Source organism: Streptomyces zingiberis (assembly GCF_012034935.1).
GTDB classification, from domain to species: Bacteria; Actinomycetota; Actinomycetes; order Streptomycetales; family Streptomycetaceae; genus Streptomyces; species Streptomyces zingiberis.
Map to the genome: position 1 here is coordinate 279,533 of NZ_JAATEN010000005.1, position 17,707 is coordinate 297,239.

Annotated in this window: 11 protein-coding genes; 2 read left to right on the top strand and 9 right to left on the bottom strand. The window is 76.6% G+C overall.

The window, feature by feature from the left end; translation table 11 throughout:
* Positions 1-3: 3 nt before the first annotated feature.
* The 3 genes from HCK00_RS09025 to purN all read right to left on the bottom strand — a co-directional run bounded on the left by HCK00_RS09025 (position 4) and on the right by purN (position 3,858).
* The gene (locus HCK00_RS09025; protein WP_168101271.1) at positions 4-885 is read right to left on the bottom strand and encodes a bifunctional methylenetetrahydrofolate dehydrogenase/methenyltetrahydrofolate cyclohydrolase; all 882 of its coding nucleotides are present in this window, start codon (positions 883-885) and stop codon (positions 4-6) included.
* A 712-nt stretch (positions 886-1,597) separates the two neighbouring features.
* Positions 1,598-3,190 carry a bifunctional phosphoribosylaminoimidazolecarboxamide formyltransferase/IMP cyclohydrolase gene (purH, locus tag HCK00_RS09030; protein ID WP_168101272.1) on the bottom strand — a complete coding sequence of 531 codons (1,593 nt, stop codon included), beginning with the start codon at positions 3,188-3,190 and terminating at the stop codon, positions 1,598-1,600.
* Positions 3,187-3,858, bottom strand: a complete 672-nt coding sequence (gene purN / locus HCK00_RS09035) for a phosphoribosylglycinamide formyltransferase (protein ID WP_168101273.1) — start codon at positions 3,856-3,858, stop codon at positions 3,187-3,189. The genes purH and purN overlap by 4 nt, the downstream gene beginning before the upstream one ends.
* Before the next feature lie 568 nt (positions 3,859-4,426).
* Here purN and HCK00_RS09040 point away from each other — a divergent pair.
* Positions 4,427-5,572 carry a hypothetical protein gene (locus HCK00_RS09040; protein WP_168101274.1) on the top strand — a complete coding sequence of 382 codons (1,146 nt, stop codon included), beginning with the start codon at positions 4,427-4,429 and terminating at the stop codon, positions 5,570-5,572.
* A 212-nt stretch (positions 5,573-5,784) separates the two neighbouring features.
* Here the strand turns inward: HCK00_RS09040 and HCK00_RS09045 are convergent, their stop codons facing one another.
* The 5 genes from HCK00_RS09045 to HCK00_RS09065 form a co-directional block, all read right to left on the bottom strand.
* Positions 5,785-7,074, bottom strand: coding sequence for a cell division protein PerM (locus HCK00_RS09045; protein WP_168101275.1), 1,290 nt, complete (start codon positions 7,072-7,074; stop codon positions 5,785-5,787).
* Positions 7,075-8,019: 945 nt separating this feature from the next.
* Entirely contained in the window at positions 8,020-8,904 is an 885-nt protein-coding gene (sucD, locus tag HCK00_RS09050; RefSeq protein ID WP_168101276.1) for a succinate--CoA ligase subunit alpha, read from the bottom strand.
* Between the two features lie 20 nt (positions 8,905-8,924).
* On the bottom strand, positions 8,925-10,097 hold the full coding sequence (gene sucC / locus HCK00_RS09055; RefSeq protein WP_168101277.1) for an ADP-forming succinate--CoA ligase subunit beta: 1,173 nt from the start codon (positions 10,095-10,097) through the stop codon (positions 8,925-8,927).
* A gap of 627 nt (positions 10,098-10,724) precedes the next feature.
* The gene (locus HCK00_RS09060) at positions 10,725-12,449 is read right to left on the bottom strand and encodes a hypothetical protein (protein ID WP_168101278.1); all 1,725 of its coding nucleotides are present in this window, start codon (positions 12,447-12,449) and stop codon (positions 10,725-10,727) included.
* 89 nt (positions 12,450-12,538) lie between these two features.
* A complete protein-coding gene (locus tag HCK00_RS09065) occupies positions 12,539-13,573 on the bottom strand; it encodes a hypothetical protein (protein WP_168101279.1) in 1,035 nt (344 codons plus the stop codon).
* A gap of 1,643 nt (positions 13,574-15,216) precedes the next feature.
* Between HCK00_RS09065 and HCK00_RS09070 the strand changes: the two genes are divergently transcribed.
* Positions 15,217-16,098, top strand: a complete 882-nt coding sequence (locus HCK00_RS09070; protein ID WP_168101280.1) for a peptidoglycan-binding protein — start codon at positions 15,217-15,219, stop codon at positions 16,096-16,098.
* A 356-nt stretch (positions 16,099-16,454) separates the two neighbouring features.
* Here HCK00_RS09070 and HCK00_RS09075 read toward each other — a convergent pair whose 3' ends face one another.
* On the bottom strand, positions 16,455-17,567 hold the full coding sequence (locus tag HCK00_RS09075) for a VWA domain-containing protein (RefSeq protein WP_168101368.1): 1,113 nt from the start codon (positions 17,565-17,567) through the stop codon (positions 16,455-16,457).
* Positions 17,568-17,707: the final 140 nt, after the last annotated feature.

Consider the following 17,707-nt stretch of genomic DNA (forward strand, 5'->3'; position numbering starts at 1 on the left):
GCCTCAGCCCGCATCGTCGGCGGCGCCCCGGGCGGCGGCCTGCCGCTCGGCGGCCTCCACGACGTTCTGCAGCAGCAGCGCGCGCGTCATCGGCCCGACACCCCCCGGGTTCGGCGCGACCCAGCCGGCCACCTCGGCCACGCCCGGGTGCACGTCCCCGACGATCTTGCCGTGCTCGTCGCGGCTGACGCCCACGTCGAGGACGGCCGCGCCCGGCTTGACGTCCTCGGGGCGGACGATGTGCCCGGCCCCGGCGGCGGCCACGACGATGTCGGCGCGGCGGAGCTGCTCGGACAGGTCACGGGTGCCGGTGTGGCAGAGCGTCACCGTGGCGTTGACCTCCCGGCGGGTGAACAGCAGGCCGATGGAGCGGCCGACGGTCATGCCCCGGCCGACGACGGTCAGGTGCGCGCCCTTGGTCTCCACGCCGTACCGCCGCAGCAGCGTCAGGATGCCGTTCGGGGTGCAGGGCAGCGGTGCGTCCTGGTTGAGCACCAGCTTGCCCAGGCTCATGGGGGCGAGGCCGTCGGCGTCCTTGGCGGGGTCGATCAGCTCCAGGACCCGTCCGGTGTCGATCCCCGCCGGCAGCGGGAGCTGGACGATGTAGCCGGTGCAGTCCGGGTCCTCGTTGAGTTCCCGGACGACCGCCTCGACGTCCTCCTGCGTGGCCGTCGCGGGCAGTTCGCGCCGGATGGACGCGATGCCGACCTCGGCGCAGTCGCGGTGCTTGCCGGCGACGTACTTCTGGCTGCCGACGTCGTCACCGACGAGGAGCGTGCCGAGCCCGGGGGTGACGCCGCGGGCCGTGAGCGCGGACACGCGCGCGGCGAGTTCGGACTTGATCGCGGCCGCGGTGGCCTTGCCGTCGAGAATCTGGGCAGTCATGGCGTCATCCTCCCGGATGGGCGGCGGCGGAGGCCAATGAGGTCCGCCGCGGTGGGGGTCGCCCGGGCCTCGGGCGTCGGGTTCGTGCCGGGTTGGGGGGTGGACGGAATCAGGGGAACGGGGATGGGGACGGGGCGTGTCCCCGGGCGGAGAGCCGGACGGCCGCGCGGCTCCGGGGCCGCTACGGCGAGGCCGCGGAGCCGGGGCCGGGGCCACGGCCAGGCCCGGGGCCGGCCCGGGCCGCCGGACGGCAGCAATGCTCCAGTGCCTGCGCCGCGCCGGGACGAGCGTAGGCCCCTGACACGGCACCCCGGACGGGGCCCCGCCCCGGGCCCGGGGCGGGGCCCCGGCGCCCGTCCCGCTCGCCCGCGTCGTTCCCCGCCACCGGCGCCCCGGCCCCTCCGGGGCCGCGCGGTACGGGCCGGGCGGTACGGGCCGGGCGGTGGGACGGACGAGCCGGACGGCAGGACGGATGAGCCGGGCCGGGCGGTGGGACGGACGGGGCCGGCCGGCCTCCGCCCGTCGCGCCCGCCCCGGCCGCCAGGGCTCACCCGGCCCGGCGGGACCTCCGGGGAACCACCGGGCCGGAACCGCTGCCGGGCCCCGGACCCGCACCGCGGGCCCCTCCGGCGCCGGGGCGGCCCGGCCCACCGGGAACGGGGACGGCCGGCACCACCGGCGGCCACCGGAGCCGTACCCCTTCCGCTTCCGCTCAGTGGAAGAAGTGGCGGGTGCCCGTGAGGTACATGGTCACCCCGGCGGCCTTCGCCGCCTCGATCACCTGTTCGTCGCGGACGGAACCGCCCGGCTGGACCACGGCGGTCACCCCGGCCTCCAGCAGCACTTCCAGCCCGTCCGGGAACGGGAAGAAGGCGTCCGAGGCGGCGACGGAACCGGAGGCGCGCTCACCGGCGCGCGCCACCGCGAGCCGCGCGGAGTCGACGCGGTTGACCTGGCCCATGCCGACGCCGACGGTGGCGCCGTCCGTGGCCAGCAGCACGGCGTTGGACTTCACGGCCCGGCAGGCCCGCCAGGCGAAGGCGAGGTCGGCGAGGCCGGCCTCGTCGAGGCCGGGGCCGCAGACCCGGGTCCAGGTCTCAGGCTGGTCCCCCTCGGCCTGGAGTCGGTCGCCGTGCTGGAGCAGCGCGCCGCCGGAGAGCGGCCGCAGCTCGTTGCCGCGCGCCGGCTCGCCCGCCACCCGCAGCACGCGGATGTTCTTCTTCCGGGCCAGCACCTCGACCGCGCCGTCCTCGTAGTCCGGGGCCGCGACGACCTCGGTGAAGATCTCCGCGATCTGCTCGGCCAGCGCGACCGTCACCGGCCGGTTGACGGCGATCACGCCGCCGAAGGCCGAGAGAGGGTCGCAGGCGTGTGCCTTGCGGTGCGCCTCGGCCACGTCGGCGCCGATGGCGATGCCGCACGGGTTCGCGTGCTTGATGATCGCCACGCAGGGCTCGTCGTGGTCGAACGCGGCCCGGCGGGCGGCCTCGGTGTCCACGTAGTTGTTGAAGGACATCTCCTTGCCGTGCAGCTGCTCGGCGTTGGCGATGCCCTCGGCGGTGCCGTCGGAGTAGAGGGCGGCGGACTGGTGCGGGTTCTCGCCGTAGCGGAGGGTGTTCCCGCGCTGCCAGGTGGCGCCCAGGAACTCGGGCAGCGCGGTGACGTTCTCCGGCTGCTCCGGCGCGTACTCCTCGGTGAACCAGGAGGCCACGGCCACGTCGTAGGCGGCGGTGTGCTGGAACGCCTCGGCGGCGAGCCGCTTGCGGGCGGGCAGGTCGAAGCCGCCGTCCCGCACGGCGGCCAGCACGTCCGGGTAGCGGGCGGGGCTGGTGACGACGGCGACGGAGGGGTGGTTCTTGGCGGCGGCGCGGACCATGGACGGGCCGCCGATGTCGATCTGCTCCACACAGGCGTCGGGGCCGGCGCCCGAGGCGACGGTCTCCCGGAACGGGTAGAGGTTCACCACCACCAGTTCGAAGGGGGCCACCTCCAGCTCACCGAGCTGGCGCCGGTGCTCCTCCAGCCGCAGATCGGCGAGGATGCCGGCGTGCACCCGGGGGTGGAGCGTCTTGACCCGGCCGTCCAGGCACTCGGGGAAGCCGGTGACCTCCTCGACCTTGGTGACGGGGACCCCGGCGGCGGCGATCCGCCCGGCCGTGGACCCGGTGGAGACCAGCTCGACCCCGGCCTCGTGCAGCCCGCGGGCCAGCTCCTCCAGGCCGGTCTTGTCGTAGACGCTGAGCAGCGCGCGGCGGACCGGCCGCCGGGTGGATCCGGAGCCGGCCGGACGTTCGGGGGTCGTCATGGGATCTGTACCTTTCGTCCCTGGATGCGGTAGCCGTTGCGGGCCAGGCGCCCCACGACCTCGACGAGCAGCCGTCGCTCGACTTCCTTGATCCGTTCATGGAGCGCCGCGCCCTCGTCCGCGTGGTCCTCGTCCCGGACCTCGACCACGCCCTGGGCGATGACGGGGCCGGTGTCGACGCCGTCGTCGACGAGGTGGACGGTGCAGCCGGTCACCTTGACCCCGTACGCGAGGGCGTCGCGCACGGCGTGGGCACCGGGGAAGCTGGGCAGCAGCGCGGGGTGGGTGTTGACGAACCGCCCGCCGAACCGGGCGAGGAACTCCTTGCCGACGATCTTCATAAAGCCCGCCGACACCACGAGATCGGGCTCGAAGCGTGCGGTGGCCTCGGCGAGGGCGTGGTCCCAGGCGGCCCGGTCGGGGTGGTCGGCGAGACGGCAGACGAACGTGGGGACCCCGGCGCGCTCGGCGCGCTCCAGGCCCGCGATGGAGCCGCGGTCCGCGCCCACGGCGACGACCTCCGCCCCGTAACCGCCGTCCGGCGCCTCCGCCACCGCGTCGAGCAGCGCTTGGAGGTTCGTACCGGAGCCGGAGACGAGGACCACCAGCCGGGCCGGCCGGCCCGGCTCCGGTGACCAGGGGCGGGCGCTGAAGGGGGGCGAGGACACGCGGGACTCTCTCTCCGGGCGCGGACGTGCGGGGCGCGGCGGTCGGCGCGGTCGCACGGACCGTTTGTGCGGTCACACGAACGAGGAGCGTCCAGTCGCCCGGAAGACCCTACGAAGCCACCGACCGTGGGCCACGATACCGGCACCGCGGACGGCCCCCGCGGGACGGGGGCGCACGCGGAAGGTAGCGTGCGTGCCAGACACCGACGTCACTCCTGGGGCCGAACCGCCGCCCCCGCGGGCCCCGGTGGCCCGGACGACGACACGAGGGAAGACAACACTCCAGATGCCGGACCGACGCCGCCGCTCGACCCCCAGGACGCCCGGAACCCCCGGCCCCGCGCCGTTCCCGGCGTTCCCGGCCGCCGCCTCCGCGGCCCCGGCCGCCCCGGCCTCCCCACCGTCCACACCGGCGGGCCACGCGAACCCGCCCGCGCACGGCGGCCCACCGGCGTCCACGTCCGGGGCCCCCTCCCCGGCCCCGCGGGGCGTGCGGCCCACCAGGACGGCGAGGGGTGCCGGAGCCGCCGGAACCCTCCGCTCCGGCCCCGCGGCCGTCGTGGTGCCGGTGGCCGTCCCGGCCGTCGCGGGTCTTCCGGCGTCCCCGGCCTTCCTGACGTCCCCGGCGTCCCCCGCGTCCTGGGCGCTCCCGGCCCTGCCGGGGTCCTGGCGGGACGGGGGACCCCGGACACGCGGGGCCGTCCCGGCACTCCGTGAGAGCGGCGGGACGGGTGGGACCGGCCAGGGCGACCGTGAGACCGGAGCGGAGGGCACCGGCCCCGGCAACGGCAGCGGGCCCGCCCACGGTGACGGCGGCGACGGCGGCGACGGCGGTGAGGGCGGCGACGGCGGCACCCGCCGCCGGCTTCGGCCCGGCGGGCGCGAGCGGAACCGCCGCCGGGCGGAGGAGGGAGCAGCCAATCCCTTCGCCGCCCCGCCCGAGGGCCGCCCCGACCAGGAGTGGCGCCCCCGCGGCCCGGGCGTCGGCGACGGCCGTGGCGACGGCGGCCGGAACGGCGGCGAGGACGCCGGCGGCCCCGAGGACGGACGGCGGCAGCCGCCGTGGGCCGGGGCCCGCTGGAGCCCCCGCCAGCCGGGCCGGCAGAGCGGCGGGTTCGGCGGCCGGCCCGACCCCGGACGCGGTGGCGGGCCCGGTGGCAACGGCGGCCCGAGCGGCCCGCGCGAACTCCGCTGGGACCCCACGGACCCGAATCAGCGGCGCGCCCGCTACGCACTGGTGTCCGGCATGTGGGGTTTCATCCTGGCCCTGTTCGGCCTGCCGGAGATCGGCATGCTGCTCGGCGCGCTCGCCCTGTACTGGGGCATCAGCTCACTGCGCGGCACGGCGACCCGCCCCGGGGACGGGGAGGGGGAACGGGAAGGCGCCGGAAAGGGCGAGGGCCGCACGGGCCGGGCGATGGCGCGCCCGGAGGATGTGTCGGGCCCCGCCGACGCCCGGCCCGGCCCGGCCCGCCCCGCGGACCAGGCCCCGGCCACCGGCGCACAGGGCGCCAGGTCGCAGCGGAGCGCGGCCGTCAGCGGTCTGGTCACGGGCTCGCTGGCGCTGGTGATCGTGGCGACCACCTACACCTTCCAGCTCGTCTACCGCGACTACTACACCTGCGTGCAGGACGCCCTGACCACGCCGTCCCGGAAGAGCTGCGAGCAGCTTCTCCCGGAGCGGCTCCGCCCGTTCCTCGGCTCCCGCGACTGACGACGGACCGGAGCGGGCGGCCCCGGCGAACCGGGGTCTCCGGGGCCTCCGGGCCGTCCGGGCCGTCCGGGCCGTCCGCGCCGTCGGGCCGTCCCAGCCGTCCGGGCGAAGCCTGCGGACGGGGCGGTCCGGCCGCGGCGGGCGGACAAGGCGGCCGCTCCCCCACGCGGCGCTCACCGGTCACGGCTCAGGGGGCTCAGCGCTCCCACCCCTCAACCGGAGGGCCGCACGTCACGTGAGCGGCGTGCGCGCCACCGTTCCCGCAGCAGCCACCAGCAGTGCAGCGCCAGCGCGACGGGCGGGCCCGGCACCGCGGTCCGGGCGGCGGCCGCCACGCCCGTCTCCCACGGGTCGGGGCCCAGCCAGGACAGCGCCCCGGTGCCCAGCGCCCCGCCGGAGGCGGCCGCGAGCAGTCCCACGGCCACCCCGCAGACCGCCGACGCGTAGAGCGCGGTGAGCGGGGTCCGCCACCAGGCGGGCGCGGGGCCGCCGGCGGCCCGCAGCCGGCGGGCGGCGCGGGCGGCGTACCAGCCCACGGCGGCCCCCGCGGCGAAGGGCAGCGCGCCGGCCGCCCAGGCGACCGGTGGCATGCCCGGCCCCTCGGCGGGGAGCGCGGCGAGCAGCGGAAAGCCGGGCAGATCGGGGTATCCGGTGGCGGCGACCGCTGTGACCGTGGACCCGGCGCCCACCGTGAAACCGGGTCCGAGCCCGTAGGCGGCGGCCCAGACGGCCGCGTTCGGCAGCAGCGCCAGACAGAGCAGCACCACGGCGATGCGCCCGGGCCACGACGGGTGGGCGGCGGTCAGCGCGTCCGCCGCCGCGCCGCCGTGGACGATCAGCGAGCCGGCCACCAGCAGCGTCCCGCCGCCCACCAGGACGGCGGCGCCGGCGCCCGCGGCCCGGGGCACGGCACCGGGCAGCGCCCACCCGGCGAGGACACGCACCCCGCGGGGGAGCCGGTCGACCCGGGCCCGCGCCCGTTCCGGCAGCCGGTGGGCGGCCAGCCCGCCCGAAACCCAGGCCCCGCAGAGCACGGCGCCCACACACAGGGCGCAGAGCCGTACCGACGCCTCACCGGGGGAGGCCCGCAGCGGCTCTCCGGCGGAGACCACGGCGTACAGGCCGACGAGCCCGACGAGGAGGTAGCCGGCGCACAGCCAGCCGAGGGTGGCGAAGACGGCGCCTCCCCCCGGGGAGGCGGGCGGTTCGCCGGCTCCCGTCGCCCGCCGCGCGGTGCGGTAGAGCAGCCACAGCGGGAACAGGCCGAGCAGCAGGGGCGGCAGCCCGACGGGTGCGGTGGCCCCGGCCTCCGTGACGCGCAGCAGTTCCACCCCGTGCCCCAGCAGCCAGAGGGCGGCGGCCGCGCGCAGGGCGCCTTCGACACCTTGCGCGCCCGCGTCGGCCGAGACGATCCACAGCCCCAGCACCGCCATGGCGGGCAGGCCGATCCCGAGCCCGGCCGCGACCGCGCCACCCGCGAGGCCCGCCGTCGCGGCCCCCACGCGCTCGGCGAGGAGGAGGGGGGACGCGGCCTCGTGGGGCGCGGGATCTCCGGGGTGGGCCGCGGGACCTCCGGGCGGGAAATCCGCGCCTGCCGCCGTGGACACGCCTGCGTCTGCGTCTGCGTCTGCGTCTGCTTCTGCCTCCGCGGCTGTCCGGGTGACGGGGCCGGTGGTGGAGGTGGCGGCGGTGTCCACCCGGAGGGCCGCGCCGGTGGCGGTGCCGGTGGCGGCGTCCGCCCGTCCGCCTGTGCCGGTACCCGTGGCAGCGGCGGCATCCGTGCCGGTGGCAGTGGTGGCGCCCGCTTTCGCGCCGGTGGCGGCGGAGGTCCGCGCGCCCGCGTCCGGCGGGGGTTCGGGGGCCGCTTTCGGCGCGGACCGGGACAGGGGTTCGGACTCGGCCCGCCCCTCGGGGCAGGGTTCCGGCGCGGGGGCGGGGGCGGGGTCCGGGGTGCGCTCAGCGGCCCTCTCCACGGCGGCGGCCCGCCCCGGGGTGACGTCTCCGGCCGCCGGGGAGGACGGACCGGGGCGGGCGACGGGTCGGCTCAGGCGGCTCACCCGGCTCATGCTGCCAAGAAAGTCCCCGATGTCCTGGTATTCGATAGCTCGATACGTTCGTCGTGTCGTTTGATCTTCCGATGATCTTCTGACTGATCAGAAGATCATCAGCATCGACGCGAGGAGCTGTCCGGCTGCACCCGGCACGCGGCGCTCGGTACCCGCGCCCGGAACGCCTTCCGCGGCCCGTGCCCCGCGGAAACGCCGGAGGCGCCGGCCCGCCTTCTCGGCGGAACCGGCGCCCCGGGCGCTGTGCTGCTGTGCTGCTGTGCTGCTGTGCTGCTGTGCTGCTGTGCTGCTGTGCTGCTGTGCTGCTGCGGCACGATGCCGCCTCGGTGCGCCCACCACCACCGGCGGCGCGAGCCGGGTGGACCGGCCGCGGTGCCGCCGTCAGCCGGCGAGCGCGGCGCGCGCCAGCCGGGCGGTCTCGGACGGCGTCTTGCCGACCTTCACACCCGCGGCCTCCAGGGCCTCCTGCTTGGCCTGGGCGGTGCCGGAGGAACCGGAGACGATGGCGCCCGCGTGGCCCATCGTCTTGCCCTCGGGCGCGGTGAAGCCGGCGACATAGCCGACGACCGGCTTCGTCACGTGCTCCTTGATGTAGTCCGCGGCCCGCTCCTCGGCGTCGCCACCGATCTCACCGATCATCACGATCAGGTCGGTGTCCGGGTCGGCCTCGAAGGCCGCCAGGGCGTCGATGTGGGTGGTGCCGATGACCGGGTCGCCACCGATGCCGACGGCGGAGGAGAAGCCCAGGTCCCGCAGCTCGTACATCATCTGGTACGTCAGCGTGCCGGACTTGGAGACCAGGCCGATCCGGCCGGCGGTGGTGATGTCGGCCGGGATGATGCCCGCGTTGGACTGTCCGGGGGAGATCAGGCCGGGGCAGTTGGGGCCGATGATCCGCGTGGCGTTGCCCTTGGCACCGGCGTGCGCCCAGAAGGCGGCGGTGTCGTGGACCGCGATGCCCTCGGTGATCACGACGGCGAGGCCGATGCCGGCGTCGATCGCCTCGATGACGGCGTCCTTGGCGAACCGCGGCGGCACGAAGATGACGGTGACATCGGCGCCGGTGGCCTGCATCGCCTCGGCGACGGAGCCGAACACGGGCACCTCGGTGCCGTCGAAGTCGACGCTGGTGCCGGCCTTGCGCGGGTTCACACCGCCGACGATGGTGGTCCCCGAGGCAAGCATCCGCTTGGTGTGCTTCTGGCCCTCGGAGCCGGTCATCCCCTGGACGATGACCTTGCTTTCCTTGGTGAGGAAGATAGCCATGGTGTTGGTGACCCGTCCCTTTACTTGGCAGCCAGCTCGGCGGCGCGGTCCGCCGCGCCGTCCATGGTGTCCACCTGCTGCACCAGCGGGTGGTTCGCGTCGGAGAGGATCTGGCGACCCAGCTCCGCGTTGTTGCCGTCGAGCCGCACGACCAGCGGCTTGTCGACCTGCTCGCCCTTGGACTTCAGCAGCTCCAGGGCCTGCACGATGCCGTTGGCGACCGCGTCGCACGCGGTGATGCCGCCGAACACGTTGACGAAGACCGACTTGACCGCCGGGTCGCCCAGGATGATCTCCAGGCCGTTGGCCATCACCTCGGCGGAGGCGCCGCCGCCGATGTCCAGGAAGTTGGCGGGCTTCACGTTGTTGTGCGCCTCGCCGGCGTAGGCGACGACGTCCAGGGTGCTCATGACGAGCCCCGCGCCGTTGCCGATGATGCCGACCTCACCCTCGAGCTTGACGTAGTTGAGGCCCTTGGCCTGGGCGGCGGCCTCCAGCGGGTCGGCCGCGGCCTTGTCCTCCAGCGCGGCGTGGTCCTCGTGGCGGAAGTCCGCGTTGGCGTCCAGCGAGACCTTGCCGTCCAGCGCGATGATCTTGCCGTCGCCGGTCTTCACCAGCGGGTTGACCTCGACGAGCAGGGCGTCCTCGGCGATGAAGGTCTTCCACAGGGTCTGGAGGACCTCGGCGATGCCGTCGGCCACGTCGGCCGGGAAGCGCGCCGCCTCGACGATCTCGCGGGCCTTCTCCGGCGTCACACCCTCGTTGGCGTCCACGGGGATCTTGGCGAGCGCCTCGGGCTTGGTCGCCGCGACCTCCTCGATGTCCACGCCGCCCTCGACGGAGGCCATGGCCAGGAAGGTGCGGTTGGTGCGGTCCAGCAGGAAGGAGACGTAGTACTCCTCCGCGATGTCCGCGGTCTGGGCCAGCATGACCTTGTTGACCGTGTGGCCCTTGATGTCCATGCCCAGGATCTGGCCGGCCTTCTCCACGGCGTCGGCCGGGTCGGAGGCCAGCTTGACGCCGCCCGCCTTGCCCCGGCCGCCGACCTTCACCTGCGCCTTGACGACGGCACGGCCACCGAGCCGCTCGGTCACCTCGCGCGCCGCCTCAGGCGTGTCGATCACTTCACCGGCCAGCACCGGTACACCGTGCTTGGCGAAGAGGTCCCTCGCCTGATACTCGAACAGGTCCACGCGCGTCCGTCCCTTTGCGTCTCGATACCGCCGTGTGGTGCATGCGGTACGTTGCGGTGCGTTGTCTGCACGGGCGTGCCGCACGAGGCAGCGTGACGACGCGGTCACCGGGAGGCGCACACACTGCCGGCTGCGCGGCATGTCCGCCTGGCAGGTTATCCCCCGCCCCCCGTACCGCCCTAAATCGCGGATCACATGTGCGCGGTGATTACAGTCACAGATCGCGCCACCCCCCGCGCGCCGCCCACCCACCACGCCCCGCGCCAGGGACAGTGACCCGGCCCGCCCCGGCCACGCCGGAACGGGCGGCGCCCGGCACCGGCGGTGGAGGCCGGTGCCGGGCGCGCTGTTTCCCGCTGGTGCCCGCTGCTTCTTGCTGCTTCTCTCTGCTTCTCGCTGCTTCTCGCTGCTTCTCGCTGCCGCTTCTCTCTGCTTCTCCTCTGCCGCACGCTCGTGCGGTTCGATTCGGCACGCCCGTTCCGGGCGGTCCCTGTGCCGTCCCGTCCCCGCCCCGCCCCCTCTGCCCCGCCCCGCCCGGCCGGAGCTCGGTGGTCGCTGCCACCGGTCCCGGTCGCGGCGGGACGGGGCGGAGGGAGGCGGAAGGCGCGGAAGACGTTGGGCGTCAGCTCAGGACGCGAGCGCCTTCAGGTGGGCGAGGGCCGGGACGTCGGCGGCGCCGGCCCGGCCGGACAGGTGCGCCACGGTGACGGCCACGCCTCGCACCTCCGCCGAGGCGCAGGCGCCCGCGGCCACCTCGGCACCGCGGACTCCGGTGGCACCGTGCGTGACCCCGGCCCCGGCCCTGCCGTGGACCGCCGCGGAGACACCGAGGCGGGGGGCGTGAACGCTGGTGCCGGTGGCGCCCGCGGCCCCGGCGACCGCCCGGACGGCTGGGGCGCCGGCCTTGGCCGTACCGGGCTTGGCCGCTGCGGTCGCCGTGGCGGCTGCCGTCGCGGTGGTGTCCGCCGTGACGCCCGTGGTGGCGGCGCCGGCCGTGGCGCCGGCCGTGGTCACGGCACCGGCCGCTCCGGTGACGGTCGCGGCGCCGGCGCCGGCGCCCGTGGCGGCCGCGGTACCAGCTCCGGCGGTGACCGCCGTCGCGGCGGCCGTGGTGGCGGTGGTGGCGGTGGTGGCGGACGCGGCAGAGGCGACAGAGGCGGCGTCCGTCGCCGCCGCCGTGGCGGTACCGGTCACGGCCGTGGCACCCGTGGTGGCGGCGAGGTGGCCGCGGCCGGCCCCCTGGGCGGTGTACAGGTCGGCGCAGGCGGACACCCGGGCGTGGGCGGCCAGTTGGGCGTGCGCGACGGCCTGGGCGTAGGCGAGCCCCGCCGGCGCCCCGGGCACCACCGGCAGGACCGGGGGCTGCACCGGCACCGGGAGCGGCACCGGGACGGAGGGCTGCGCGGGGACGGACGGCTGCGCCGGCACGGGCAGCCCCACCGGGAGGCCCGGGGTCACGGGCGTGGGCAGCGGCGGGTGGACGCAGACGAAGTCGTTCTCCGGGAGGTGGATCGCCGGGAGCCGGTGGCTCACCGCCCCGGTGGCCGGGTGGCGGACGCCGGAGAGGTGCCGGGCGCCCTCGGGGACTCCCCGGGAGACGGTGCTCACGGCGGAGCCGGCGGCCTCGCGGACGTCACGCACCTGGGGCACCTCACGGATCTCGGGGGCGTCGGGGGCGTCGGGGGCGCCGGGGGCGCCGGGGGCGCCGGCGATCCTGCCGGTGGCGCGCGTGACGGGGTCGGCGCCACCGGCGCGCGCACCGGTGGTGGTGGTGCTCGCGCCGGTGGTACCCACGGCCTCACCGACGCCGCCCAGCGCGGCGGCCGGGCCGGACCGGCGGTCGGTGACACGGTCGCTCAGTGCGCCGAGGTGGCCGGTGGCCCGGTCGGTGTCCACGGCCACGGGCGGGTGCTGGCCGACGGTGGCGCTCACGTACCCGCGCACGCCGTCGGCCGCCCGGCCGGTGCCGGAGAGGTGCGCCGCACGGGGGGCCGTGCCGGAGAGTTCACCGGAGGCAGCGGCGGACGTGACACCGGAGCGCTCACCGGTGCCGGCACCGGAGAACGTGGCCGAGAGCGAACCGGAGACGGCCGCCCGCGCGGTGGTGGTCCCGCCGGAGGCGGACGCCGGCGCCGAGGCGGACGCCGAGACCGCGGCGGAGGCGGCGGCCCCCGCCGCGCCGGGCACGGAGGGGCCCGCCGGGAGGGACTCCGTGAGCGGGGAGCCGGCCGGGAGGGAGCCGGTGGCCGGGGCCGCGGAGAGCTCGGCGGCGGAGGCGGCCGCGGTGCCGGCGGCCCAGAGGCCGGCGGCGGTGGCGGCCACGACGATCGAACGACGGAGGTTCTTGCGCATGAGGGGTGTGATTCCTTCGAACTCGGATTCCGGGAAGGGCAGACCTGATCCGCCCCCGCGCGGCAGGTCAGGGCGGGGAACGGCCTGCCCTAGCCCGGGAATTCGAGGATGTCGGCGGAGCGCTCGCGGGTCGGGGCGCCGTCCGCCGCGCGCACCGCGCCGGCCGGCAGGCCGAAGCGCGGGGCGCTGGTGGTGAGAGCCGCGTGCTGGTCGCAGCGGGGGCCACTGCCGTCACCGGCGGACGGGGCCGTCGTGCCGTACGGGGCGCCGGGCAGGTGGCCCGGGGTTCCGTCCCGGCGGTGGTCGCCGCCGTCGGTGCCCGGGCCGTGCCCGGGAGCTGCGCCCGCCGCGCCGGGCGAGAGGGCCGGGGCGGTGCCCGCTCCCGCCGGCCCGGCGGGAGCGTCCGGTCCGGGCCGGCCGGTGGAGGGCCCGGTGCCGTGCCGCTCCGGGTCCGAGGCGCCCTCGCCGCCGGGGCTCTCCGCGCCGTCGCCGGGAACGCCGCCGCCGGGGATGTCGTCCACCGGGAGGAGGGTGCCGGGCACGCCGGGGTCGAGGAGGCCGGGTCCGGGGAGGTGGCCGCCGATCGCGTCCCCGATGCCCCCGATGCCCCCGATGCCGTCACCGGCGCCGTCGCCGCTCCCGATGCCCCTGATGCCTCCGACGAGGTCATCGAGGCCGCCGAGGGTTCCGAGGCCGCGGAGGTGACCGCGCAGGGAGCCGGCGGTGTGCCGCGCCCGTTCGGCGACGGCGCCCGGCGTGGCCGGAGCGGTTCGGTGCGCCCCGGTGACTCCACCGGCTCCGCGCCCGCCGTCCCGTTCCCCGACGGCCGCACCGCCCTGGTCCGTTCCGGAGCCGGCCCGCTCCCCGACCACGCGTTCCGCGGGGGTCCGCTCCGCCGGCCCGCCGGGGACGCCGGTCAGGTGGCGGCCGTCCGCGGGGCTCGCGGCGCCGCCCCCGGTCTGGCGCAGGGCGTCGGTGCCGGCCGCGTGGGCAGGGCCGCCGAGGAGGAACGCCAGTCCGAGGAGCCCGCCGAGGAAGACCGCCGTCACCAGCGCGCGCCGCACGGCGGCCGTGCGCGGCGGCGCGGCGGCGGGTGCGGCGGGTGCGGCGGAGACGCTGGACACAGGCGGTGACGGCCTTCCCTGGTTGGGGGCGGACGGAACTCACCGGCGCATGGCGTGGGCCATGGCCGGAGCGAGAGCTTCCGGGTGTGGCCCGTCACCTTGCACGACGACGGGCGAACTCCGCAAGGCACCCGGACGGATCCACGGGGACGTGTGCTGATGGGCCGTCATGTCTTCGACGGAGACGGCCGCATGAGGCATTCCGCTTGTATCCAGCGGTGCCCGCGGCAAACCCCGGAACCCACAGGACCAAGGGCCTTTCCGCCGGGCACACCGGAGCGCCGGAACGCCCGGCGCTCCGCCTCGGCAAGACCGCCGGAATCCCCAATTCCGCTGGGCGGCGGACCGCCTACCTCCTGATCCGCCGGCGGGACGGTGCGCCGGATTTCACCGGCCAGGCAAGGGAGTCACCAACTCCACTTTCCCGAAAGGCCGGAATCCGTCCTGACCCCTGGCCGCCGCCACGCGGAAACTCCGAGTGGCACTCGGCACAGGGAACCACAGTCGGTTCCCTGCCGACGCGCGCCACCGGATATCGCGTGAGGCATGCGCCGGGGGACGGGGAACGTGCGAGCGCGTTCATGAAGCGTGCACACTTCCCCCACCCCTCCTCACCCCTCTTTCCCAGCTTCCGCGCAGAGCCCTCTCGGCGCGTTCTCAGCCGCGTCCCACGTTTTCGGGACTTTCCCGGGGCGCGGAGCGAAGGGAGGGAATGCCGGCGCGAACCGCCCATCCCGGCGTATACATCGAGGAACTTCCCAGCAGCGTCCCGCACCACCGGCGCGGTCACCACCTCGGTGGCCGCTGTCCTCGGGCGGCTGTGCGCGTTCCCGCCCTCCGGGGGCCACGCCGGCGCCAACGCCCGCACCGGCGCCGAGCGCCGGGTGTGGAAGGCGGCGGCGGGGAGGGAGGCGCGGCCGGCCGGGGTGCGCTCGCCGGCCGTCCCGGTCACCGGCCGCGAGAGCGGTCTGCTCGACCCGCTGGGCGTCGACTGCCTGCGGACGTTCCCCGTGCCCGGCCCGCCGGTGTGGGGTGCCCGCACCCGTTCGCCGGGAGCGTGTCCGGAGATCCGCGCGCCGGAGGCCGCGGAACCCGGGGCGGAGTCGGCGACCGCGGCCCTTGACGTAGGCGGCGGCGGAGGAGGCGCCGGGCCCGGGTTCCGCGGCCTCCGGCGCGCGGGGCGGTTCCCGGTCCACCGCGCGGCGGCGGCGCCCGGCCTCTCCCCCGTCCGGGGCGGAGGAGGGAGAGACCCCGGAGAAGGGCTGAGGCGGGGAGAGACGGGGCAGAGAAGATCCCGGAGACCGCGAGCAGCCGGAGACGCCGGTCCGGCGGGGCGGGGCGCACCGCTCCGCCGGACCGGTGGGCCGGAGCCGGCCACCACCGGCGGCCCCCGGCCCCGCACCACCGTGATCCCTGTCCACGTCCAGGTGTCCCCACGATCCGTCCGAACGGCACGGCTGGGCATCCCCGTTGAGCCGTACCGGTGGCTGGGGCGTACCGCCTGGTGAGGCGTACCGCGCCGACGGAGGGACCGCGTCCGGACCCGAACAGCGGGATCCGGGCGCGGCGGACGGTGAACCACACCGCACCCCGGAGGGCCATCCCCTCCGGGAGCCGGTGAACGATCGAGAGGAGTACCGGCGATGGCAACGCCACTGACCGCGGCCCGCCTGCTGAAGGCGCTGCGGGACGAAGGGCTGGACGTCCGGGAGTACCGGAGCTGGCGCACGCACCACCGCAATTCCCAGGGAGCCTGGGGTCCCGTCAACGGCGTGATGATCCATCACACCGTGACCCAGGGGACCGACGCGTCGGTCCGGCTCTGCTACGAGGGCCATTCCTCGCTGCCGGGGCCGCTCTGCCACGGCGTCATCGACAAGCAGGGCGTGGTGCACCTGGTCGGCAACGGCCGCGCCAACCACGCCGGGCTCGGGGACGGCGACGTGCTGCGCGCCGTCATCAACGAGACCGCGCTGCCCAAGGACAACCAGGCCGACACGGACGGCAACAGCCGCTTCTACGGCTTCGAGTGCATCAACCTCGGCGACGGGAAGGACCCGTGGCCGGAGGCGCAGAAGCTGGCGATCGAGAAGGCGGCCGCGGCGATCTGCCGCGCGCACCAGTGGTCCCAGCGGTCCGTGATCGGGCATCTGGAGTGGCAGCCCGGGAAGGTGGACCCGCGGGGCTTCTCCATGAACACCATGCGGGACCGGATAGCGAAGCGGCTCGGCAAGAAGGCGGACGGCCCGCCGCCGACCTCACCGAAGCCGCCGGCGGCCTACGAACCCTTCCCGGGCGCCGCCTTCTTCCGGGTCGGGCGCGACAGCCCGGTCGTCACGGCCATGGGGAAGCGACTCGTCGCCGAGGGGTGCGGCCGTTACAAGGCCGGGCCCGGGCCCCGCTGGTCCGCGGCCGACCAGGAGTCCTACGCGGCCTGGCAGCGCAAGCTGGGCTACAAGGGGTCGGCCGCCGACGGCATCCCGGGCGCGACGAGCTGGGCGAAGCTGAAGGTCCCCAAGGTGTGAGGGGACCGGCGCCTCGGAGCGGGGCGCGACCGGTCCCCGCGAGAGGGGGGCGCGACGGGTCCCCACGAGAGGGGCGCGACCGGTCCCCACGAGGGGGGCGGTGAGGGGACGGTGAGCGGACGGCGGGGCGCGGCGAGCCGGACGGCGCCGTTCGCGCGGATGTCGGGTACGGGACTGCGGGCGCGGGACCGCGGCCCCGGCCCCGCGTCCCGCCACCCGGCGCCGCGTCCCGCCACCACCCGGCGGCGCGTCCCACCGCCCGGCCGTGCGGGGGATCCGCACGGCCGGGTGCGGCGGGGAGCGGAGGCCCGGTGCCCGTGGCCGCCCCCTTGGGGGCCGCCCCACCTTGAGGCGGCTCACCGCTCCCCCGGCCCCGGAGCGCCCTCCGGGACCGGCAGCGGACGCTGTTCCAGCGCCGCGGCCATCACCTCCGGGAAGTGGTCGGGTGTGCAGGCGAACACCGGGACGCCCAGCGCGGCCAGCGCCGCGGCGTGGTCACGGTCGTAGGCGGGAGCGCCCTCGTCGGAGAGGGCCGGCAGGACGACGACCCGCACCCCGGCGGCCCGCATCGCCGCCACCCGCTTCACCGCCTCGCCCCGGACGCCGCCGTCGTGGAGGTCGCTGATCAGCACGGTGACCGTCTCAGCGGGCCGGGTGATCCGCGACTGGCAGTACGCCAGCGCCCGGCCGATGTCCGTGCCCCCGCCGAGCCGAGCGCCGAACAGCACGTCCACCGGGTCGTCGAGCTGGTCCGTGAGGTCCACCACGGAGGTGTCGAAGACGACGAACCGGGTGGAGAGCGACCGTATCGAGGCCAGCACCGCGCCGAGGACGGAGGCGTGGACGACGGAGGCCGCCATCGACGCCGACTGGTCCACGCAGAGCACCACCTCCTTCCCCACCGCCCGTGCCGCCCGGCCGTGCCCGACCAGCCGCTCCGGGACGACCGTGCGGTATTCGGGCAGGTAGTTCCGCAGGTTGGCCCGGACCGTGCGGTTCCAGTCGATGTCGTGGGCGCGCGGGCGGCCGGTGCGGGCGGAACGGTCGAGCGCGCCCGTCACGGCCGTCCTGGTCCGGGCGGCGAGGCGCCGTTCCAGCCGCTCCACCACCTTCCGTACGACGGCTCGCGCGGTGGCCCTGGTCGTCTCCGGCATCGCCTCGCCCAGCGACAGCAGCGTGGCGACGAGATGGACGTCCGCGTCGACCGCCTCCAGCAGCTCGGGCTCCAGCAGCAGCGCGGAGAGCCCGAGCCGGTCGAGCGCGTCCCGCTGCATCACCCGCACCACGGAGGACGGGAAGTAGGTACGGATGTCACCCAGCCAGCGGGCCATGCGCGGCGCCGAACCGGAGAGCCCGCCGCCCCGGCCGCCCCGGCCGCCCGGCCCCCTCCCCTCCGCGCCCCCGGGACCGCCGGAACCGTGCGGGCCCGCCTCACCGGTGCCGTAGAGCGCCTCCAGCGTGCGGTCCATCGCGGCGTCCCGCCCGGCCGGGCCGTACCCGGTGCCGTCGGCGTCCCCGCCGAGCACCAGCCGCCAGCGCCGCGACCGCTCCTCCCCGGAGCGTCCGCCGCGGCCGGGGTGGGCGGGGTCGCCGAGGTGGCCGGGGTCGC